This is a genomic window from Streptococcus mitis SK597 (genome assembly GCF_000148545.1).
In the GTDB taxonomy this organism is placed as follows: Bacteria; Bacillota; Bacilli; order Lactobacillales; family Streptococcaceae; genus Streptococcus; species Streptococcus mitis_C.
This window is the reverse complement of record NZ_AEDV01000003.1, coordinates 1-21,593: the sequence shown is the minus strand read 5'-3', so window position 1 is coordinate 21,593 and position 21,593 is coordinate 1. Positions and strand designations below refer to the sequence as shown.

At 39.6% G+C, this 21,593-nt stretch carries 24 protein-coding genes and 2 pseudogenes; all 26 read left to right on the top strand.

Features of this window, described 5'->3' with window-relative positions:
- Positions 1–237 precede the first annotated feature (237 nt).
- The 26 genes and pseudogenes from SMSK597_RS03770 (at position 238) to SMSK597_RS03665 (ending at position 21,579) form a co-directional block, all read left to right on the top strand.
- Positions 238–1,017, top strand: coding sequence for a hypothetical protein (locus tag SMSK597_RS03770; protein ID WP_000840393.1), 780 nt, complete (start codon positions 238–240; stop codon positions 1,015–1,017).
- 1 nt (position 1,018) lies between these two features.
- The gene (locus SMSK597_RS03765; RefSeq protein WP_000522924.1) at positions 1,019–1,201 is read left to right on the top strand and encodes a hypothetical protein; all 183 of its coding nucleotides are present in this window, start codon (positions 1,019–1,021) and stop codon (positions 1,199–1,201) included.
- Positions 1,198–1,350 carry a hypothetical protein gene (locus tag SMSK597_RS13505; protein ID WP_000668199.1) on the top strand — a complete coding sequence of 51 codons (153 nt, stop codon included), beginning with the start codon at positions 1,198–1,200 and terminating at the stop codon, positions 1,348–1,350. The genes SMSK597_RS03765 and SMSK597_RS13505 overlap by 4 nt, the downstream gene beginning before the upstream one ends.
- Before the next feature lie 115 nt (positions 1,351–1,465).
- A complete protein-coding gene (locus SMSK597_RS03760; protein ID WP_000368739.1) occupies positions 1,466–1,699 on the top strand; it encodes a DUF1858 domain-containing protein in 234 nt (77 codons plus the stop codon).
- Positions 1,699–3,033, top strand: coding sequence for a DUF438 domain-containing protein (locus SMSK597_RS03755; protein ID WP_000752900.1), 1,335 nt, complete (start codon positions 1,699–1,701; stop codon positions 3,031–3,033). The genes SMSK597_RS03760 and SMSK597_RS03755 overlap by 1 nt, the downstream gene beginning before the upstream one ends.
- A gap of 9 nt (positions 3,034–3,042) precedes the next feature.
- Positions 3,043–3,297, top strand: a complete 255-nt coding sequence (locus SMSK597_RS03750; protein WP_000119706.1) for a DUF1912 family protein — start codon at positions 3,043–3,045, stop codon at positions 3,295–3,297.
- A 95-nt stretch (positions 3,298–3,392) separates the two neighbouring features.
- Positions 3,393–3,788, top strand: a complete 396-nt coding sequence (locus SMSK597_RS03745) for a helix-hairpin-helix domain-containing protein (protein ID WP_000038635.1) — start codon at positions 3,393–3,395, stop codon at positions 3,786–3,788.
- A gap of 259 nt (positions 3,789–4,047) precedes the next feature.
- The gene (locus SMSK597_RS0101915) at positions 4,048–4,626 is read left to right on the top strand and encodes a flavin reductase family protein (protein ID WP_000813802.1); all 579 of its coding nucleotides are present in this window, start codon (positions 4,048–4,050) and stop codon (positions 4,624–4,626) included.
- A pseudogene (locus SMSK597_RS03740) lies at positions 4,613–5,183 on the top strand (GNAT family N-acetyltransferase). The gene SMSK597_RS0101915 and the pseudogene SMSK597_RS03740 overlap by 14 nt, the downstream one beginning before the upstream one ends.
- Positions 5,176–6,282 carry a hypothetical protein gene (locus SMSK597_RS03735; protein ID WP_001085121.1) on the top strand — a complete coding sequence of 369 codons (1,107 nt, stop codon included), beginning with the start codon at positions 5,176–5,178 and terminating at the stop codon, positions 6,280–6,282. The pseudogene SMSK597_RS03740 and the gene SMSK597_RS03735 overlap by 8 nt, the downstream one beginning before the upstream one ends.
- Before the next feature lie 59 nt (positions 6,283–6,341).
- Positions 6,342–6,465, top strand: a pseudogene (locus SMSK597_RS13685) (class I tRNA ligase family protein); the annotation flags it as partial.
- Positions 6,466–6,634: 169 nt separating this feature from the next.
- The gene (locus SMSK597_RS03730) at positions 6,635–7,876 is read left to right on the top strand and encodes a helix-hairpin-helix domain-containing protein (protein WP_001085120.1); all 1,242 of its coding nucleotides are present in this window, start codon (positions 6,635–6,637) and stop codon (positions 7,874–7,876) included.
- 214 nt (positions 7,877–8,090) lie between these two features.
- Entirely contained in the window at positions 8,091–8,825 is a 735-nt protein-coding gene (rhuM, locus tag SMSK597_RS13640; RefSeq protein WP_080551599.1) for a RhuM family protein, read from the top strand.
- Positions 8,825–9,403, top strand: coding sequence for a DEAD/DEAH box helicase family protein (locus tag SMSK597_RS03720; RefSeq protein WP_000550019.1), 579 nt, complete (start codon positions 8,825–8,827; stop codon positions 9,401–9,403). Before rhuM ends, SMSK597_RS03720 begins: the two co-directional genes overlap by 1 nt.
- The gene (locus SMSK597_RS03715; protein WP_000032147.1) at positions 9,396–12,047 is read left to right on the top strand and encodes a valine--tRNA ligase; all 2,652 of its coding nucleotides are present in this window, start codon (positions 9,396–9,398) and stop codon (positions 12,045–12,047) included. The genes SMSK597_RS03720 and SMSK597_RS03715 overlap by 8 nt, the downstream gene beginning before the upstream one ends.
- 107 nt (positions 12,048–12,154) lie before the next feature.
- Positions 12,155–13,210: a DNA cytosine methyltransferase gene (locus SMSK597_RS03710; protein ID WP_000700043.1), complete on the top strand. Its 1,056-nt coding sequence runs from the start codon at positions 12,155–12,157 to the stop codon at positions 13,208–13,210.
- Complete coding sequence (locus SMSK597_RS0101905) at positions 13,194–14,279, top strand: DUF262 domain-containing protein (protein WP_000744348.1); 1,086 nt, start codon at positions 13,194–13,196, stop codon at positions 14,277–14,279. Before SMSK597_RS03710 ends, SMSK597_RS0101905 begins: the two co-directional genes overlap by 17 nt.
- Positions 14,280–14,284: 5 nt before the next feature.
- Positions 14,285–14,947, top strand: a complete 663-nt coding sequence (locus tag SMSK597_RS03705; protein ID WP_000369344.1) for an MAE_28990/MAE_18760 family HEPN-like nuclease — start codon at positions 14,285–14,287, stop codon at positions 14,945–14,947.
- A gap of 387 nt (positions 14,948–15,334) precedes the next feature.
- On the top strand, positions 15,335–15,922 hold the full coding sequence (rpoE, locus tag SMSK597_RS03700; protein ID WP_000418409.1) for a DNA-directed RNA polymerase subunit delta: 588 nt from the start codon (positions 15,335–15,337) through the stop codon (positions 15,920–15,922).
- 236 nt (positions 15,923–16,158) lie between these two features.
- Entirely contained in the window at positions 16,159–17,766 is a 1,608-nt protein-coding gene (locus SMSK597_RS03695; RefSeq protein WP_000105248.1) for a CTP synthase, read from the top strand.
- Positions 17,767–17,885: 119 nt separating this feature from the next.
- Entirely contained in the window at positions 17,886–18,959 is a 1,074-nt protein-coding gene (locus SMSK597_RS03690; RefSeq protein WP_000724444.1) for an N-acetylmuramoyl-L-alanine amidase family protein, read from the top strand.
- Positions 18,960–19,049: 90 nt separating this feature from the next.
- Positions 19,050–19,349 carry a DUF4651 domain-containing protein gene (locus SMSK597_RS03685; protein ID WP_004237301.1) on the top strand — a complete coding sequence of 100 codons (300 nt, stop codon included), beginning with the start codon at positions 19,050–19,052 and terminating at the stop codon, positions 19,347–19,349.
- Positions 19,346–19,663, top strand: coding sequence for a thioredoxin family protein (locus SMSK597_RS03680; protein ID WP_000615777.1), 318 nt, complete (start codon positions 19,346–19,348; stop codon positions 19,661–19,663). The genes SMSK597_RS03685 and SMSK597_RS03680 overlap by 4 nt, the downstream gene beginning before the upstream one ends.
- Before the next feature lie 14 nt (positions 19,664–19,677).
- Positions 19,678–20,304, top strand: coding sequence for a YtpR family tRNA-binding protein (gene ytpR / locus SMSK597_RS03675; RefSeq protein ID WP_000578288.1), 627 nt, complete (start codon positions 19,678–19,680; stop codon positions 20,302–20,304).
- Positions 20,305–20,345: 41 nt separating this feature from the next.
- Positions 20,346–21,107 carry an SDR family NAD(P)-dependent oxidoreductase gene (locus SMSK597_RS03670; protein WP_001107779.1) on the top strand — a complete coding sequence of 254 codons (762 nt, stop codon included), beginning with the start codon at positions 20,346–20,348 and terminating at the stop codon, positions 21,105–21,107.
- Between the two features lie 76 nt (positions 21,108–21,183).
- Positions 21,184–21,579, top strand: a complete 396-nt coding sequence (locus SMSK597_RS03665) for a single-stranded DNA-binding protein (protein ID WP_000282434.1) — start codon at positions 21,184–21,186, stop codon at positions 21,577–21,579.
- Positions 21,580–21,593: the final 14 nt, after the last annotated feature.

Below are 21,593 nucleotides of genomic sequence, written 5' to 3'. Positions count from 1 at the left end.
AGTGTGTATTCAAGGAACATTTTAGGTGAAACAATAATAGACTATCGTTCACAGATAGAATATCATGTTGTAAAGGTAGGAGTTGAATATTCGAGCTGTCTCTACAAAGACTATTAAAAATCTTTAACAAATAAGTTGCTAAGGATTTTTTGAAAATTTTTGAGGGGAATTTGAAACATACTTTAAAAGAGTATGCTATCATAGAATATAACTTACAGAAGTAAAAGGAGTTTGTATATGGCTGAACAAGACTTAGCTATGCAAGTATTACAACAAGTGGTAAAACTACCTGTTGTTAAGGTTGATCGTTCGAAATTTTTAGTGGATAAGTTTTCCAAAGAATTGGATCCACAGGATATTCCTACCTTATTAGAACAAGGCCCAACGTCCCTCTTATCTCAAGAAACCTTAGATCGAGTGGCTAATGCCTGTATTAGGGATAATGTTTTATTAGCGAGTGGAACGTCTGTTGTTGCTGGATTACCAGGTGGACTTGCCATGGCAATCACCATACCAGCGGATGTAGCTCAATTTTATGCTTTTTCTTTAAAATTAGCTCAAGAATTAGGTTATATTTATGGATATGAGGATCTTTGGGCTTCACGCGAGGAGTTGAGTGAAGATGCTCAAAATACCCTCTTGCTTTATCTAGGTGTAATGTTGGGGGTAAATGGAACCGCTGCTTTGCTACGTGCAGGTGGTATAACAATTGCCAAACAGGTAATGAAAACAGTACCTAATAAAGCGTTAACAAAGACGCTTTGGTACCCTATTTTGAAAAAAGTCTTAAAAATATTTGGTGTGAATCTGACCAAGGGAGGTCTGGCCAAAGGAATGGGAAAATTCATTCCTATCTTGGGTGGTATCATTTCAGGTGGTTTAACCTTTGCAACTATGAAACCGATGGGGGAAAGCTTGCAGAAAGAATTATCCAAGCTGGTCAACTATAGTGAAGTTCAATATCAAGAAGATGTTGAAACAATCCGAAAAGAGGCTGAAATCCTCGAAGGAGAGTAATATGGGACTCATAAAAATTCTAGCTAAAACTTATGGGAATTACTTTTTGACCATGCAAGGTGTAAAAGTAATGAAAACGATAAAGAAAGATGACAATGTCGTTGTCGGTCTGGGGAAACTCTTTATTGCAGACAAGCTAATGGATACGGCTCGGTGGCTCATCAAGCCAGAGGAGAGAGAATGAAATTTTTCTGGGGACTTCTTGCCATTATTTTTATTAAACCGATTATTGGAATTGTGAAATTCCTGTGGATGATCATCTATTTTGCAATTCAATTGCTGTTTTACAAGATGGTATTTAAGATATTGGATTGGCTCTTTAAACTTATTTAGATAGTAATCCAAGTCGTGGGGAACTAGCAAGTCTTGTACTGCTAGTTTTTTAATCTCTTTCCTTATGGTATAATAAAATAAATAATATCATTTATAAACGATAATGGAGGTCGTCATGGACAATATCATCGATGTGTCAATTCCCGTTGCAGAAGTGGTGGACAAGCATCCAGAAGTCTTGGAAATCCTAGTAGAGCTGGGTTTTAAACCCCTTGCCAATCCCTTGATGCGTAATACAGTCGGTCGCAAAGTATCGCTTAAGCAGGGTTCTAAGCTTGAAGGAACTCCTATGGACAAGATTGTCCGCACGCTGGAAGCAAACGGCTATGAAGTGATTGGGTTAGACTAATGGCAGATGAACGAATTCATGTCCTACGGGATATTTTGTTAGAATTGCATAATGGCGCCTCTCCTGAGTCAGTTCAGGAGCGCTTTGATGCGACTTTTACGGGTGTTTCAGCCATCGAGATTTCCCTCATGGAGCACGAGCTGATGAACTCAGACTCAGGTGTCACCTTTGAAGATGTTATGGAGCTCTGTGATGTCCATGCTAACCTTTTTAAAAATGCTGTTAAGGATGTCGAAGTTGCAGATACCGAGCACCCAGGACACCCAGTTCGCGTCTTCAAGGATGAAAATCTGGCTCTCCGTGCTGCCTTGATTCGCATTCGTAGATTGTTAGATACCTACGAGTCTATGGAAGATGAAGAAATGCTGGTGGAGATGCGCAAGGGCTTGGTGCGTCAGATGGGACTTGTGGGTCAATTTGACATCCACTACCAGCGCAAGGAAGAACTCTTCTTTCCTATCATGGAGCGCTATGGACACGATTCACCTCCTAAGGTCATGTGGGGAGTGGATGACCAGATCAGAGAACTCTTTCAAAAAGCTCTAGATACAGCCAAGTCATTACCAGAAGTGCCGATTTCTACTGTAAAGGAAGATTTTGAAGCTTTTGCGACAGAGTTTGAAAGTATGATTTTCAAGGAAGAGTCCATCCTTCTCATGATTCTCCTTGAGTCCTTTACTCAGGATGACTGGCTTCAGATTGCGGAGGAGAGCGATGCTTATGGTTATGCCATCATCCGTCCGTCTGAGAAATGGGTGCCAGAACGCCAGAGTTTTGTTGAGGAAAAGAGTGTAGGGGAGCCTGTACAGCTAGATACGGCAGAGGGTCAAGTTCAGCAAGTTATCGATACGCCAGAAGGTCAGTTTACCATTACCTTTGCCCCTAAGAAAAAGGAAACAGCGCTGGACCGTCATAGTCAACAGGCTTTTGGCAATGGCTATCTATCGGTCGAGCAGGCCAATCTGATCCTCAATCACCTCCCCATGGAGATTACCTTTGTCAATAAAGACGATATTTTCCAATATTACAACGACAATACGCCAGCTGATGAGATGATTTTCAAACGGACGCCGGCCCAAGTTGGGCGCAATGTCGAACTTTGTCATCCGCCTAAGTACTTGGACAAGGTCAAAACCATCATGAAGGGGCTTCGTGAGGGAAGCAAAGACAAGTATGAAATGTGGTTCAAATCTGAGTCACGAGGTAAGTTTGTCCACATCACCTACGCAGCAGTGCACGATGAAGAGGGAAAATTCCAAGGAGTGCTGGAGTATGTTCAGGATATTCAACCCTACCGTGAGATTGACACGGACTATTTCCGTGGATTAGAATAAGGAGAAAAAATGAGTTACGAACAAGAATTTATGAAGGAATTTGAAGCCTGGGTCAATACCCAGATTATGATCAATGACATGGCGCACAAGGAAAGCCAAAAAGTCTACGAAGAAGACCAAGACGAGCGTGCCAAAGATGCCATGATTCGCTACGAAAGCCGCTTGGATGCTTATCAGTTCTTGCTTGGCAAATTTGAAAACTTCAAGGCAGGCAAGGGATTCCATGATTTGCCAGATGGCTTATTCGGTGAGCGAAATTATTAAATGAGATAGATTCTTGATTTTTTACTAAAATCTTGATAGAATATTTATATTAAATCCTTGTCAGAGCAGGGGTTTTTTATTGAAAGGATTTTATCATGTCAAAGAAACTCAATCGTAAAAAACAATTACGAAATAGCCTCCGTCGCGCAGGTGCCTTTTCAAGTACTGTGACTAAGGTTGTAGAAGAGACAAAGAAAGTCGTAAAACGTGCAGAACAGTCAGCAAGCCAAGCTGGTAAGGCTGTTTCTAAAAAAGTTGAACAAGCAGTAGAAGCTACCAAAGAGCAAGCTCAAAAAGTAGCCAATTCTGTAGAAGATTTTGCAGCAAACTTGGGTGGACTTCCACTTGATCGTGCCAAAACTTTCTATGATGAAGGCATCAAGTCTGCTTCAGATTTCAAAAACTGGACTGAAAAAGAACTCCTTGCCTTGAAAGGAATCGGCCCAGCTACCATCAAGAAATTGAAGGAAAATGGCATCAAGTTCAAGTAATCTTTCTTGTGCCTTGCATTTCCGTCAAAATCTTGCTACAATAGAGCCATTAGAGGTGTTTTGAATTCCACATTTTACAGAAAGTGGCAGAGCTGAGAAGTCCACAAATGTGTCAAAACTGGTTGCTAATGGATGAAAATGAAATAAACAAAGTTGCGGGCAACTGCCCGAAATTGGGTGGTACCGCGGATAAATACATTCGTCCCTGTCATGTAGATGGCAGGGCTTTTCTTTTGTGTCTTAGTCAAAGGAGGTTGTTATGAAACAATCATTTAAAACTAATAAACTATACTATGGCTTTCCTGTTTTTATTTTAGGATATCAAGATCAGAATTTTGGCTATAACATCACGACCTGTAGTTCCTCTTATAGTCTAGGAGATTGGATTGTGATTGGAGTCGTTGCGAGAGAGAATGTCGCAGAGCAAATTAAACATTATCAAAAATTTACTGTGAATATCCCTGATGAAAATCTCATGCTCGAGATGGAGCAGGCTGGTTTTATCAGTCATCAGGAGAAATTGGAACGTTTGGGAGTGCATTATGAAATTTCTGAACGAACTGAGGCACCGATTTTAGAGGATTGTCCAGTCGTTTTGGATTGTCAGGTAGATAGGATTGTTGAGGAAGAGGGAATTTGTCATATTTTCGCTAAGATTGTTGAGCGACTTGTTGACCCAGAACTTTTGGATGAAAAGGGACATTTTAGAAATGAACTGTTTGCCCCAACCTATTTCATGGGAGATGGATATCAGCGCGTCTATCGTTATCTGGACAAGCGTGTAGATATTAAGGGGAGCTTCATCAAAAAAGCGAGGAAGAAGGATGACAAGAGCTGAGTTACCAGAAAGAATCGAGACGGAGCGTCTGGTCTTGCGAGTCCGTACAGTGGCGGCTTGCTGAGGATATCTTTGACTATGCTAGTCGTCCAGAAGTTTCTTACCCAGCAGGCTTTCCTCCAGTCAAGACCTTGGAAGATGAGGTTTACTATCTAGAGCATATCCTTCCCGAACGCAATCAAAAGGAAAATCTCCCAGCTGGCTACGGAATTGTCGTCAAAGGAACCGATAAAGTCATCGGCTCTGTTGATTTCAACCATCGGCACGAAGACGATGTACTGGAGATTGGCTACACCTTGCACCCAGACTATTGGGGACGAGGTTATGTGCCAGAAGCAGCGCGTGCCTTGATTGACATAGCTTTTAGAGAACTAGGTCTTCACAAGATTGAACTCTCTTGCTTTGGTTACAATACCCAAAGTCAACGAGTCGCAGAGAAACTTGGCTTTACTCTGGAAGCTCGCATCCGAGACCGCAAAGATGCCCAAGGAATCCGCTGTGACAGTCTGATATATGGCTTGCTGAGGAGTGAGTGGGGGAGTGAAATAGATGGCTAAAAAGAAGAATAGAAAAAAAGAATTAAGGCATCAAGTGAGAGAAGCAAATTCTCCCTCGATAGAGTGTAAGGTGGATATTAAAGAAGGAGAGACTTACTTTGCACATATTCCTATTCAAAATGGTGCTCAAATAATTCATCCGTTTAAACTACAGAAATTTAGTAATGGAACCATCGCAGCAATTACTCCAGCATATACAACAGATGAATCACTTCAGTCAGTGTTGCAGAAGAGCTTACTGAGACGAGATGAGATTGAAATTGAGATTTTAGTAAAAAAGGTTCTTTCCTTTATAAAAAATGAATCAAATTATACTTTTAATGAACTCAAAGAATTTATTGATAAAATCATTAGCATTGATGAATTTGGTTCTTATATCCAAAACAATCATAAAGCTTTAGGGGTTAATAAAAATGCTGAATTTTATAGAGCTATTCCTCTAGTTGATGAAAATGGTAACCTAAAAATAGATTTTGATCCAAATACTTGGCGTTTTATCAATCCTAATTCTAGTTTACAAAGATTGAATACCGAGAAAGAGTCTGTATTTTATACATCAGTACTTGACAGAGTAGCAATAGAAGAAGTTGGTATAAAAAAACAAACAGATAAGTTTGCGTTGTTTATATATAATGCAAAAGACAATTTTAAAATATTGCCCATTCAAGTAAATCCCTTTTGCAATGTACGATTTCCGAAAGAATTACAAGATTATGGATTACAAACAACAAAAGTTTTAAATGAAATTTTTTCATCTAAGTCTAGTGGAGATGGGGAACATGACAAGAAAGTATATGAGTTATCAAATTATATAATAGAAAAATATTTTCCACTCTCTAGAAATAAAGAGTATAAAGGATGGTCATATATCTCTGTTGAGTTTAAAGATGCAATAGATTATAAATCTAATTACCAAGATGATAGATTAGACCTATTATGTATCGCTTTCCCAAAGGATACATATGATAAGTGTCTAGACATGTCAAATGTTACTTGTGTAATGTTTAATTGTACTGATGAGGAGATGAGATTGTTAAATCTATCCTATTCGAAATGTGAAACCGAAAAGAATAGAATAATAAAAGGAGAACTAAAATGAAACAACTTTAACCTAAATACTCTCCATCCTAGGTTGAAGTTGCTCTTTACCCAAAATGACTTGAAGCGAATGTTTTCAAGCCTTCAGGCGATCAAAAGTTTAAACCTTTTTCGATCATGATTCTCACCATCAAACATTACTTGTAAACTCCACCTTGGTCACGCTTGTGATACAACCTTGCGTCCGTAAAAATGCATATAAGATTTTGACACACTTTTCTACAACCTTCAAAGTAAACGAATCACAAAGAAGCTTAGATTCCCGTTCAAGCCTGTATCCGAGGTCGTAAGAATATCCAATACAGCAGAGGTAGAGTTTGATCTATTGAAGAATGAGTTAGAGGAGAAAATAGATGGCTAAAAAGAAAAATAGAAAAAAAGAATTAAAACGCCAGCAAAAGTTGGATATCAAAGTTATTTCTGAAGAAGAGGCTGCTTGGACAGAAATCATGGCCCAAAATCCAACTTTTGTAGAACGTCGGACTATTCAAAATTTCGATGAACTGCATACAGCAGTGATGCAATATGCTGATGAACACGGAGAGTATCCCGATGTTCAGCTAATCAATTACCAACTGAAAAATAGGACTTTTGATTGGAATCAGGATCATGCTTTATTTAGAGAAGCTATGCATACTCCAAATACACAGAAGCGAAATAAACTGTTAAAACAAGTTTTAAAAATAAATCCAGATTATTTTGCTGCTGATTTTCATTTATTCTTATCCGAGGTTGAAAGTTTTGATTTGTCAACCTTTAAAAAAGTATTGGATTTTGAAATTCTAGTTTTAGAAAAATGGAAAATGAATGGCTACAATAGTTGGAATTATTTTGAAGCCCGCCCTATCCTGTCTGCTCTGATGTTTCTGATTGAGTATTATATGAAGGAGAACTTCAATTCTAAGGCTATAGAATTGATTAACCTATATTTGAGTAAGCGACCAGACCGTTTTCCTCCTAATTTTGTCTTCTGTATGCTTTCCTTGTATCATATTACTGGTCAGGAACTAAAGGTTGAACGTTTCTATCGTGAAGAATTAAATAAAGGGAAACGGGACGATACCATTCTTATTCATGCCATCATCTCTGCTTTTTCTCAAGGAAAAATTGAGGAAGCAAGTCAGCTATTTGCAAAATTAGTGGAAATCAATGATGAAGCTGTTGAATTCTTTATAGAGGAAGATTGGCAATTCAAAGTTATAGATATAGAAGACCAAGAATGCTATTGTCCAAATTCAGTTGAATCGTTACAAGCTAGTTTGTATCCTTTGTTTGATTATTTACTAGAAAATATTATTTTAACGAAATTTTTAACAAACGAATCCAAAAAATTCCGCCGTAAACCAGTATTTTCGAATCATTCTGGTATGATAAGAAATTTATCCGAGGTATCCGATTGGCATTCCTTTATGAATGAGGAAAAAATGAAGGGAATTCGGATGGATCTTGTTCACATCTTTGTTGAAAATGGGATTCGTACATCTTCAGATTTCAAAAAATGGACTGAAAAAGAAGTTCTCGCTTTGAAAGGGATTGGTCCTGTAACCGTTAAAAAGCTGAAGGAAAACGGCATAAAGTTTAAGAAAGAGAAGTAATTGTTTATGGAAGGGAGGAGGTGAAATTGTCTTGAATGAAATTTCTAATTTCATCCTGTATACTACACCAAATGGCCATGTTCAGCTAGATATCCTTTTACAAGATGAAAATCTTTGGTTGACTCAAAAAGGTCTTGCAGAGCTCTTTGGAGTTGAACGAAGTGTCATTACAAAGCACTTAAAAAATATTTATGATAGTGGTGAGTTGGATAAGGTGTCAACTTGTGCAAAATTTGCACAGGTTCAACAAGAGGGGAATAGAGCTGTCAGGCGTGAACTTGAATATTACAATCTGGATGCTATCATTTCAGTTGGTTATCGAGTAAATTCCAGTAAGGCTACTCAATTTAGAATTTGGGCAACCAAGACTTTGAAAGAATTTATCATCAAAGGTTTTGTTTTGGATGATGAACGCTTGGAAACAGAACGTCTTGTTTTACGAGTCCGTACCGTGCCGGATGCTGAGGATATCTTTGACTATGCTAGTCGTCCAGAAGTCTCTTACCCAGCAGGTTTTCCACCCGTCAAGACCTTGGAAGATGAGATTTATTACCTAGAGCATATCCTTCCCGAGCGCAATCAAAAGGAAAATCTCCCAGCAGGTTACGGTATTGTGGTCAAAGGAACGGATACAATCATTGGTTCTGTCGATTTCCCCCGTCGCTACGAAGATGATGTACTGGAGATTGGCTACACCTTGCACCCCGATTATTGGGGTCGAGGCTATGTGCCCGAAGCAACGAGTGCCTTGATTAACCTGGCTTTTAAAGAATTGAACCTTCACAAGATTGAATTGACTTGTTTTGGTTATAATGTCCAAAGTAAACGAGTTGCAGAAAAACTTGGATTTACCCTCGAAGCTCGTATCCGAGACCGTAAAGATGTTCAAGGGAACCGCTGTGATGATTTGAGATATGGCTTGCTGAAGAGTGAGTGGGAGGTGATTTGATGCATCTTTTCATCATTGGGGCTCCGGCTTCTGGGAAAATGACGATTGGTCAAGAGTTATCTCGACTGACAGATGCTACCCTCTTTTATAACCATCAAGCCATCGATTTTGCATTAGAAATCTATCAGGACTTTACAGAGGAAATGTGGGAATTTGTTCGTGGAATCACCTTTTCTTTCCTTGGAGCAAGTGCAAGAAATCAGAGATCAGTAATTTTAACTGACGTAATTGATTTTTCAAATCAGTACCAGCTGATGTATTTAAAGCAAATTCAGGATTTGTTGAATGACTATCATCAAGAGATTCTGTTTGTGGAGTTGGAAACAGGTCTTGAGGAGCGCTTACATCGAAATCGAACGGAGAATCGATTAAAGCACAAACCCTTAAAACGACATATTGAGGTATCTGAAAGAGAAATTTTAGAGACCACTGAGCCCCTTCAATTAAATTCCCAACATCAACCGAATGAGTTGCACCACTACTTTAAAATAAATAATACGAATTTGTCTGCAGAAGAAGCTGCTAAGCAGATTCAAGATAAAATGAATACAATAGAGAAAGGACAAACACATGTCTAAAGAACTTTCACCTAAATACAATCCAGCCGAGGTTGAGGCTGGTCGTTACCAAAAATGGCTTGACGCTGATGTTTTCAAGCCTTCAGGAGATCAAAAGGCAAAGCCTTATTCAATCGTGATTCCACCACCAAACGTAACTGGTAAGCTTCACCTTGGTCACGCTTGGGATACGACTTTACAGGATATTATTATCCGTCAAAAACGCATGCAAGGTTTCGATACGCTTTGGCTTCCGGGAATGGACCACGCGGGGATTGCCACTCAGGCTAAGGTAGAGGAGCGCTTGCGTGGTGAGGGCATCAGCCGCTATGACCTAGGTCGTGAGAAATTCCTCGATAAGGTCTGGGAATGGAAAGACGAATATGCCACTACTATCAAGGAACAATGGGGCAAGATGGGGCTCTCTGTCGACTACTCTCGCGAGCGTTTCACTCTTGATGAAGGCTTGTCAAAAGCTGTTCGCAAGGTCTTTGTGGACCTTTATAAGAAAGGCTGGATCTACCGTGGTGAGTTTATCATCAACTGGGACCCAGCAGCGCGCACAGCTCTTTCTGATATCGAGGTTATCCACAAGGACGTTGAAGGTGCCTTCTACCACATGAATTATATGCTGGAAGACGGCTCACGCGCCCTTGAAGTTGCGACAACTCGTCCTGAGACTATGTTTGGGGACGTTGCCGTTGCGGTCAATCCAGAAGACCCACGCTACAAGGACTTGATTGGTAAAAACGTCATCCTTCCAATCGCTAATAAACTGATCCCAATCGTTGGAGACGAACACGCAGATCCTGAATTTGGTACTGGTGTTGTTAAAATCACACCTGCTCACGATCCAAACGACTTCTTGGTTGGTCAACGCCATAACTTGCCACAAGTTAACGTTATGAACGACGACGGAACTATGAATGACTTGGCCTTTGAATTTGCAGGCATGGACCGTTTTGAAGCTCGTAAGGCAGTCGTTGCTAAGTTGGAAGAAATCGGTGCCCTCGTTAAAATCGAAAAACGTGTCCACAGTGTTGGTCACTCAGAGCGTACAGGTGTTGTGGTTGAACCACGCTTGTCTACGCAGTGGTTCGTCAAGATGGATCAATTGGCGAAAAATGCTATTGCCAATCAAGATACAGATGATAAGGTCGAATTCTACCCACCTCGTTTCAACGATACCTTCCTCCAATGGATGGAAAATGTCCACGACTGGGTAATCTCTCGTCAGCTCTGGTGGGGTCACCAAATCCCTGCTTGGTACAATGCTGAGGGTGAAATATATGTCGGCGAAGAAGCTCCAGAAGGTGAAGGATGGACTCAGGACGAAGATGTCTTGGATACGTGGTTCAGTTCGGCTCTTTGGCCATTCTCTACCATGGGCTGGCCGGATGTCGACTCAGAAGACTTCAAACGTTATTATCCAACATCAACTTTGGTGACTGGTTATGATATTATCCCGTTCTGGGTATCTCGAATGATTTTCCAAGGTTTGGAATTTACTGGCAAATCGCCATTCAAAAATGCCTTGATTCATGGTCTCATTCGTGATGAGCAAGGACGCAAGATGTCCAAATCTCTCGGTAACGGGATTGATCCAATGGATGTTATTGATAAGTACGGAACAGATAGCCTTCGTTGGTTCCTTTCAAACGGTTCTGCACCAGGTCAAGACGTGCGCTTCTCTTACGAGAAAATGGATTCTTCATGGAACTTCATTAACAAGATCTGGAACATCTCTCGCTACATCCTCATGAACAATGAAGGCTTGACCCTTGAGCAAGCAACTGCCAATGTGGAAAAAGTTGTTAACAAGGAAGCTGGGAATGTCACAGACCGCTGGATTCTTCACAACCTCAATGAAACCATCGGAAAAGCTACTGCCAACTTTGACAAGTTTGAGTTTGGTGTCGCTGGACATATCCTTTACAACTTCATCTGGGACGAGTTTGCGGACTGGTACGTTGAATTGACCAAGGAAGTCCTTTATAGCGACAATGAAGAAGAGAAAGTTATCACACGTTCTGTTCTCCTTTACACTTTGGACAAGATCCTTCGTCTCCTCCACCCAATCATGCCATTCGTGACAGAGGAAATCTTTGGACAAATCTCAGAAGGCTCTATCGTTACAGCTGCATACCCAACTGTCAACCCAGCCTTTGAAGACCTTGCGGCCCACACAGGTGTCGAAAGCCTCAAAGACTTGATCCGTGCTGTTCGTAATGCGCGTGCGGAAGTAAACGTAGCACCAAGCAAGCCAATCACCATCCTTGTTAAGACAAGCGATAGCGACTTGGAAGCCTTCTTTAACAGCAATGTCAACTACATCAAACGATTCACAAATCCAGAACATTTGGAAATTGCATCAACCATCCCTGCGCCTGAACTGGCTATGTCAAGCGTCATCACAGGAGCAGAAATCTACTTGCCTCTCGCAGACCTCCTCAATGTCGAAGAAGAACTCGCTCGTCTCGACAAGGAACTGGCTAAATGGCAAAAAGAACTGGACATGGTCGGCAAGAAGCTCTCTAACGAACGCTTCGTAGCCAACGCCAAACCAGAAGTCGTCCAAAAAGAACGCGACAAACAAGCCGACTACCAAGCTAAATACGATGCGACTGTCGCACGTATTGATGAGATGAAGAAGTTGGTGGGATAAGGAAACAATAAGCAGATTCTGATAAATTAAACTAATATCAGAACTGCTTTTTTAGTTGATTTATGGTAAAATATAAAGATAAAAATAAAAAGCAATAGGAGGCCGATATGAAAATAAATGCAGTTGATTTATTTTGTGGTATAGGCGGTCTAACGTACGGTATTCAGCAGGCGGGTATCAATGTTGTTGCTGGTTATGATATTGATGAAAAAAGTAAATTTGCCTACGAGTACAATAATGGTGCTAAATTTATTTTTAAAGATGTAAGGGAAATTGAAGACAATGAAATATTGGGATTATATCCACCAGATACTGACATAAAAGTATTGATTGGATGTGCTCCTTGTCAACCCTTTTCGACATATAGTCACAAATATAGAAATAATGAAAATACAATTCAAAAGATGGATTTACTAGACTACTTTGGAAAGCAAGTTAAATTGGTAAAGCCAGATATTGTTTCAATGGAAAATGTACCACAATTAGCTAAAGAAACTGTCTTTAAAAATTTTTTAGTATTACTCGAAACTGAAGGATATAAAGTAAATTGGAAGATTGCTTTTGCCCCTGCTTATGGCATTCCCCAAAATAGAAAACGTTTATTACTTTTAGCATCTAAATTTGGAGAAATTTCCTTTGTAGAAGAGTTGGGCACAAAGGATTACCCGACTGTTAGACAGGCGATAGGAGATCTGCCAAAGTTAAATGCTGGTGAGACTGATCCTTTAGATTTGTTGCATACAGCTCGAAATCTATCTGATATTAATTTAAGTCGAATTCGTAGTTCTAAACCAGGAGGGACATGGAGAGACTGGGATAATTCTTTATTACCAGAATGTTTTAAAAAAGAGAGTGGTGCAACTTATGGTTCTGTATATGGTAGATTAGAGTGGGATAAACCATCCTCTACAATAACGACTCAATTCCCAGGTTATGGAAATGGTAGATTTGGACATCCAGAACAAGACAGAGCGCTTAGTCTTAGGGAAGGAGCTATTTTACAAAGTTTTCCAAGAACTTATCAATTTATCAATGATGTAGACTCATTTTCCACGCAGAGGATCGCAATGCAAATTGGCAATGCTGTGCCTCCAAAGTTAGGTGAAGTGATTGGAGTAAGTATAAAGAAACATTTGGAAGTGTACTATGAAAAAGCAACTTGATTTATTTAACGAAGAAAATAAAATAGAAATTGAAAGACAAATTTTAGAATTAAAAAACGATTTGAATTATGATACACGAGATTATCCTGTTGAATTTATTGTTTCGCTATACGAAAATGATTCAAGAATATTTACGCCGGATTATCAACGTGAAGAATCGCTTTGGAGTCTTTTGTACAAATCACGATTTATTGAATCCTTGATTTTAGATTATCCTATTCCTCTAATTTTTTTAGCTGATACTCCTGAAGGTAAATTAGAAATTATTGATGGTTTACAACGAATTTCAACACTCACTGAATTTTTAAATGATGATTTTGAGTTGGAACATCTTAGAAAACTTACTAAGCTGAATAATTGTTCTTTTGAAGATTTACCAAATTCAGAAAAAAATAGGCTAAGGGCTAAATCATTAAGAATTATTGTTTTAAAAGAGTCTACCCCAAATGAAGTTCGTAAAGATTTGTTTGATAGATTAAATACAAGTTCTCTTCGTGCAAATTCAAGCGAAGTTAGGGCAGGGAGAGAAAGTGATAATCCTCTCATGAGACTTATAAAAGAACTTAAGAGTGATCCGATATTTATAGAAAATACAAACCTTTCAACAAGTGCAATTAATAGGAAAATGGATATTGAATTAATTAGTCGTTTTTTTGCATATAGTAATGATTTGGAATCATATGATGGTCATGTGACAAATTTTGTTGATCGTTACATTGCAAAAGAAGGTGAATCTTGGGATGAAAACAAAGAAGAACATTTCAAAGCAGAGTTTAACAAGACGATGAAATTCGTTCAGAAATATTTTGATAGAGGATTTCAAAAAGAAGATAGAAATCAAACACCTCGTGTTAGATTTGAAGCTATAGCGATAGGTGTTAATCTTGCTTTAAGAGATAATCCTGAGTTAGAGAAGGCTATTACCAGAGATAAAATTATAGATATGTTATCTAGTGATGACTTTGTGAGTTGGACAACAACAGATGCAGCAAATAACAGAAGTAAAGTTATAGACCGAATTTATGGTGTTAAAAATTTCCTATTGACAGGAAATTTCGCTTCAGAGTGATTAATATGGATAATTTAAAAATCGAGGTAGATCGTTTTATTGTTTTTTTAAAGAGTATTGAACGAACGTTTGTTGGAGTTCCTTTTGATGACTGCTATAGCTTTAAAGTTGAAATTGTTCAACATAATGAAGCAGAAGCTATTTTTAAAGCTATGAAATCAAATGTCGTAATTATGCTATATAATTATGTGGAAGCTGCTGTTAGAAAAACTATGAGTGATTTCTATAACAAATTCAATACATCAACCTGTTCATACTCTGAAGTGATTTTAGAATTAAGAAAATTGTGGATTTCAAGTAAGGTTAAAAATATAAAAGAAAATACTATTGTTTCGGATGTATTTGAAATGATTGAAAATTCTATTAATCAAGAATTTTTTATCTCATTAGATTTTGAGAAAGATTTTTCCTTATCTGGGAATGCTGATGTACGAACTATTAAGGAAATCTTATATAAACATGGAGTACCTTTTGAGGAATCACAGTTTTCAGATTACGGTGGATCGTTAAAGTCTATTAAAGATATGAGAAATAGTTTAGCACATGGAAATATTTCTTTTGAAGAGAATGGTAAAAACTTGACAGTGGCTGATATAGAAAAATATAGAGATCATATTTATAGTTGTATAAATAATTTTTGTGAATTGGTGAATTCACAAAGTTTTTGATCTGATAAAATGTTAAAAAGAGTTGATGTAATGTTATTTTTAAAATTTTTTAACTTTCTCTAGTAAAAGATTGAAGAAAATTGTCTAAAATGAATTTTTTCTTCAATCTTAAATGCTGAAAGCAATCTTAGTTGGTATAGTTTCACGTTATAAAGGTTCAATATTTTAGAAATCAGCTTACTACACAGCAAGCTCAGTCAATTCGTGCCCGTACCAACCCACCTCACGACACCATCGGCTGGGTAGCGAAGAAATAAAAGTCCTGCCACTTTCTCTCCCTTAACCTTTGACTATTCTGCAAAATTATCGTAAAATAAAGAGTAAATGATAAAATGAGGTCAGAGTCTGTTTGCTCTGGCGATAGTAGTATAAATGAGGAGAAACGCTTTGGAATTAGAAGTATTTGCTGGGCAAGAAAAAAGTGAACTATCTATGATTGAGGTAGCGCGTGCTATCTTGGAACTTCGTGGTCGCGACCATGAGATGCATTTTAGCGATCTTGTAAACGAAATTCAAAACTACCTTGGAACATCAAACAGCGATATCCGTGAAGCCTTGCCTTTGTTCTACACAGAGTTGAACTTTGACGGTAGCTTCATCTCACTTGGAGACAACAAATGGGGGCTTCGTTCATGGTATGGTGTGGACGAAATCGACGAAGAAATCATCGCTCTTGAAGAAAATGACGACGATGAAGTAGCACCAAAAGCTAAGAAAAAACGTGTCAATGCCTTCATGGATGGTGATTCAGATGCCATTGACTATAATGCAGATGATCCGGAAGACGAAGATGCATACGAAGCAGATCCAGCTCTTTCATACGATGACGAAAATCCAGATGATGAGAAAAACGAAGTGGAAGCTTACGATGCAGAAATCAACGAAATCGCTCCTGATGACTTGGGTGAAGACGTGGATCTCAACGAAGAAGACGACGAGTTTTCAGATGATGATACTGAAAACATCGAGGAATAAAAGTTAGCTATTGACAATTATCCTATTTTTAGGTATCATATTGTTCGGGCACCTCTTTTAGAGGTCGGGGCTCCCTAGTTCTTAGGGAGCTATTTTTGTTTTTTCAAGAAGTTATCTTCTTGTATTTTAGTTGTGAATCTGGTGCAGTCGTCCCAGATTATTCTTATTAGTAGGGTCTTGTTTTCTATGTCCCCTCTTAGTTAGCAAGGCCTTGAGCATTTTAGAAAGAGGAATCTATGTCTACGAAATATATTTTTGTAACTGGTGGTGTGGTATCGTCTATTGGGAAAGGGATTGTGGCAGCGAGTCTAGGCCGTCTCTTGAAAAATCGTGGTCTCAAGGTAACCATTCAAAAGTTTGACCCTTATATCAATATCGATCCGGGAACCATGAGTCCTTATCAGCACGGGGAAGTTTTTGTGACAGATGACGGAGCTGAGACAGATTTGGACTTGGGTCACTATGAACGTTTCATCGATATTAATCTCAATAAATATTCCAACGTGACAACTGGTAAAATTTACAGTGAAGTTCTTCGTAAGGAACGTCGTGGAGAATACCTTGGGGCAACTGTTCAGGTCATTCCTCATATCACAGATGCTTTGAAAGAAAAAATCAAGCGTGCCGCTCTAACGACTGATTCTGATGTCATTATCACAGAGGTCGGTGGAACTGTTGGGGATATCGAGTCCTTGCCATTCCTAGAGGCACTTCGTCAGATGAAGGCAGATGTAGGTGCGGATAATGTTATGTACATCCATACAACCTTGCTTCCTTACCTCAAGGCTGCTGGTGAAATGAAAACCAAACCAACTCAACACTCTGTAAAAGAATTGCGTGGATTGGGAATCCAGCCAAATATGTTGGTTATTCGTACAGAAGAGCCAGCTGGTCAAGGAATTAAAAACAAACTAGCACAGTTCTGTGATGTGGCACCAGAAGCCGTTATCGAATCGTTGGATGTTGAACACCTTTACCAAATTCCATTGAACTTGCAGGCTCAAGGTATGGATCAAATTGTCTGTGACCATTTGAAATTAGACGCACCAGTAGCGGATATGACAGAGTGGTCAGCTATGGTTGACAAGGTCATGAACCTCAAGAAACAAGTCAAGATTTCCCTTGTCGGTAAGTATGTTGAGTTGCAAGATGCCTACATTTCTGTGGTTGAAGCCTTGAAACACTCTGGTTATGCCAACGACGCAGAAGTTAAAATTAATTGGGTCAATGCCAATGATGTGACAGCAGAGAATGTGGCAGAGCTCTTGTCTGATGCGGACGGAATCATCGTACCAGGTGGTTTTGGTCAACGTGGTACGGAAGGGAAAATCCAAGCCATCCGCTATGCGCGTGAAAATGATGTTCCTATGTTGGGTGTCTGCTTGGGCATGCAGCTGACTTGTATTGAGTTTGCTCGTCACGTTTTAGGACTCGAAGGTGCCAATTCTGCAGAGCTTGCACCAGAAACAAAATACCCTATCATTGATATCATGCGTGATCAAATTGATGTTGAGGATATGGGAGGAACCCTTCGCTTGGGACTTTATCCATCTAAGTTGAAACGTGGCTCTAAGGCTGCGGCTGCTTATCACAATCAAGAAGTGGTGCAACGCCGTCACCGTCACCGCTATGAGTTTAACAATGCCTTCCGTGAGCAATTTGAGGCAGCAGGCTTTGTTTTCTCAGGTGTTTCTCCAGACAATCGTTTGGTCGAAATTGTGGAAATTCCAGAAAATAAATTCTTTGTAGCGTGTCAGTATCATCCTGAACTGTCAAGTCGTCCAAACCGCCCAGAAGAACTCTACACTGCCTTTGTCACTGCAGCAGTTGAGAATAGCAATTAGCAAAATCAGAACCTTTGAGAAGAATCTCAGAGGTTTTTTACTAGCATATTTAGGATAAGATTTGCAAAATAAAAACATAGTGATATAATTAACATAATGAAAGATAAGGGGGATTTACAATGAAAAAAATCACATTATTTGGTTTGTCTCTAGCTGGTCTAGCTTTACTGGCTTTTCCACATTCAGGGCAGGCATTTGAGCTTAAAGAAGAATGGGTTGTTAAGTGTGGAGTACAGTATCAAGATGACAAGATTCTCCGATTTAATAATGGTCATGAAGTGGATATCAAAGTCTTGGATTTGCCAAAAACCGAGAAAATCGAGTGGACGGTTAGTCTCGATGGTCAAGATCAGACAGTCAATTTTCTAGGTCAAGAAAAGGACAAGTCTATGATTGGTATAGAAGGGCGTTACCTGAATTTCTATGTTCCATATGGCTATAGAGGAGACATCAAGGTCGAGGCTAAGAGCGACAACGAAGTAAAGACCTGGTCAACGAAAGTTGTGGATGATATTCATAATGATAGTGGAAAGAGAGGTTACTATCGTATTGAAGAATCAAGTGATCAATACACCTACCTTGATACAAAATGGGACTATCAAACCAAGACTTACACTGCTACCCTACCAGAGACTGTCAATGGTCAAAAAGTATATGCTTGGGCAGACTATGATAATGGCGAGTTGAAACTTGAAAAACTAAAATCTATCAGTCACAAATATGATGGAGGATCTTTCAAAGAACTTTATCCGATTGTAAAAGCAGAAAGTTGGCTAAAATCAAACCAAAACTGGTACTATCAAAAACAAGGCCAACTAGTTCAAAATGCTTGGATTAAGGACAAGGGAACTTGGTACTTTATGAATGATAAAGGGGTCATGTTCAATCAAACTTGGCTTTATCAAGGTGGCAACTGGTATGCCTTTAAATCATCAGGAGCTATGATTGCTAGTGATTGGCTTTACGACCAAGGCAAGTGGTACTATTTATCAACTTCAGGAGCCATGAAAGCAAGCACTTGGGTTTATGACAAGGGAGAATGGTATTATGTAAGTTCTTCTGGTGCCATACTAGCGAATGATTGGGTCAAAGATAATGGCAAGTGGTATTATCTAGCTTCATCAGGTAAGATGCTTCGCAATACCTACACACCTGATGGTTACTACGTTGGCAACTCAGGTGCCTGGCAATAAGAATAAGAAGCCCTTTTCCTTAAAGGAAGAGGCTTTTTACTTGCTTTTTTGCTGTTTCCTCATTTGTCCTAAAGCCTTTTTTGTGTTAAAATGAATGGTATGAAAGCTAAAAAAATGTGGATGGCAGGTCTGGCTCTGCTTGGTATTGGAAGCCTTGCCCTTGCTACGAAAAAAGTTGCAGATGACCGCAAGCTCATGAAGACTCAGGAAGAGTTGACAGCGATTGTGCGAGACTATTTTTCAGACATGGGGGAAATTGCGACCCTCTATGTTCAAGTTTATGAAAGTAGTCTGGAGAGCTTGGTTGGGGGCGTGATTTTTGAGGATGGCCGTCATTATACCTTTGTCTATGAAAATGAAGACCTAGTCTATGAGGAGGAAGTTTTATGATACAACCAGCAAGTTTAGAAGAATTGGCATCTTTAGTTGAAAAGGATGGCAAGAAGGTCTTTCTTTTTGTGGCGGATTGGTGTGGCGATTGTCGTTATATCTATCCTGCCTTACCAGAAATTGAGGAGACCAATCCAGAGTTCACCTTTATTCGTGTGGACCGAGACCAGTATATGGATTTGGCCAAACTCTGGGATGTTTACGGCATTCCTAGCCTTGTTGTTCTAGAAAAGGATAAGGAAATAGGCCGTTTTGTCAATCGCGACCGTAAAAGCAAGCAACAAATTAACGACTTTTTAGCAGGACTGAAATAGGAGAAAAGGAAACAATGATTTTTACATATAACAAAGAACATGTCGGTGATGTCCTTATGGTCATCGTGAAAAACAGCGGAGATGCCAAACTGGATGTAGAACGCAAGGGCAAGGTAGCCCGTGTTTTTCTCAAAGATAATGGAGAAACAGTTGCTTGGAATATTTTTGAAGTTTCAAGTTTGTTTGAAATTGAAGAGCGCGGTCAAGTCTTTTTATCAGATGAGCAAGTAGCTCGTTTGAACCAAGAATTGCAGGCGGAAGGTTTTACAGAAGCAATTGTTAATGACAAAGAGCCTAAGTTTGTTGTCGGTGAAATTGTTGAGATGGTAGCCCATCCAGATAGTGACCACCTCAACATCTGCCAAGTTGCAGTTGCAAGTGACAAGACAGTGCAAATCGTTGCAGGGGCTCCTAATGCGCGTCTTGGGTTGAAAACCATTGTAGCTCTTCCTGGAGCTATGATGCCAAAAGGGAATCTCATTTTCCCAGGTGAACTTCGTGGTGAAAAGAGTTTTGGCATGATGTGCAGTCCTCGTGAATTGCATCTGCCAAACGCTCCGCAAAAACGTGGTATTATTGAATTATCAGAAGACCAAGTTGTTGGAACTCCATTTGATCCAGCTAAACACTGGACTGCCTAAGAAGTTGTTAGTATCTGATAGACCAGCTAGAAGGAAATAAGATGGCAAAAAATGTAGTGATTACAGGAGCGACATCAGGAATCGGTGAAGCGATTGCGCGTGCTTATCTGGAGCAGGGTGAGAATGTCGTTCTAACAGGACGACGGACAGACAGACTAGAAGCTCTTAAGGCGGAGTTTGCAGAAGTCTTTCCAAATCAAACAGTTTGGACCTTTCCGCTAGATGTTACGGATATGACCATGGTCAAGACTGTCTGCTCCGATATTCTAGAAACGATAGGGCAGATTGATATCTTGGTCAATAACGCAGGCTTGGCTCTAGGTTTGGCACCTTATCAGGACTATGAAGAATTGGATATGCTGACCATGCAGGATACCAATGTCAAAGGTTTAATGGCAGTTACTCGCTGTTTCTTGCCAGCAATGGTAAAAGCCAATCAAGGACATATCATCAATATGGGGTCAACTGCAGGAATTTATGCCTATGCTGGTGCCGCTGTTTACTCAGCTACCAAGGCGGCAGTTAAGACATTTTCAGATGGACTGCGAATTGATACCATCGCAACGGATATCAAGGTGACGACCATTCAGCCTGGAATTGTTGAAACAGATTTTTCGACGGTACGTTTTCATGGTGATAAAGAGAGAGCTGCGTCCGTTTACCAAGGAATAGAAGCCTTGCAGGCTCAGGATATTGCAGACACAGTAGTCTATGTGACCAGTCAACCTCGCCGTGTGCAGATTACAGATATGACCATTATGGCCAATCAACAGGCGACAGGTTTCATGGTTCATAAAAACTAAAAAATTTCCTCGAAAAGTTACAAATTTCTGTAACTTTTTTTGATTTCCTACGAATAGATAAGTAGGAGGAAAAAATATGTATAATAAAGTTATCTTAATCGGACGCTTGACGTCTACACCAGAATTGCACAAAACCAACAATGACAAGTCAGTTGCGCGAGCAACCATTGCTGTGAATCGTCGTTACAAAGACCAAAATGGTGAACGCGAAGCTGATTTTGTAAACATTGTCCTATGGGGCAGACTAGCAGAAACCTTGGCCAGCTACGCAACAAAAGGTAGTCTTATCTCTGTGGATGGAGAACTTCGTACCCGTCGCTTTGAGAAAAATGGCCAGATGAACTACGTGACCGAAGTACTTGTCACAGGATTCCAACTCTTGGAAAGTCGTGCCCAACGTGCCATGCGTGAAAATAATGCAGGCCAAGATTTGGCAGATTTGGTTTTGGAAGAGGAGGAATTGCCATTTTAAACATTAAAAAGTCT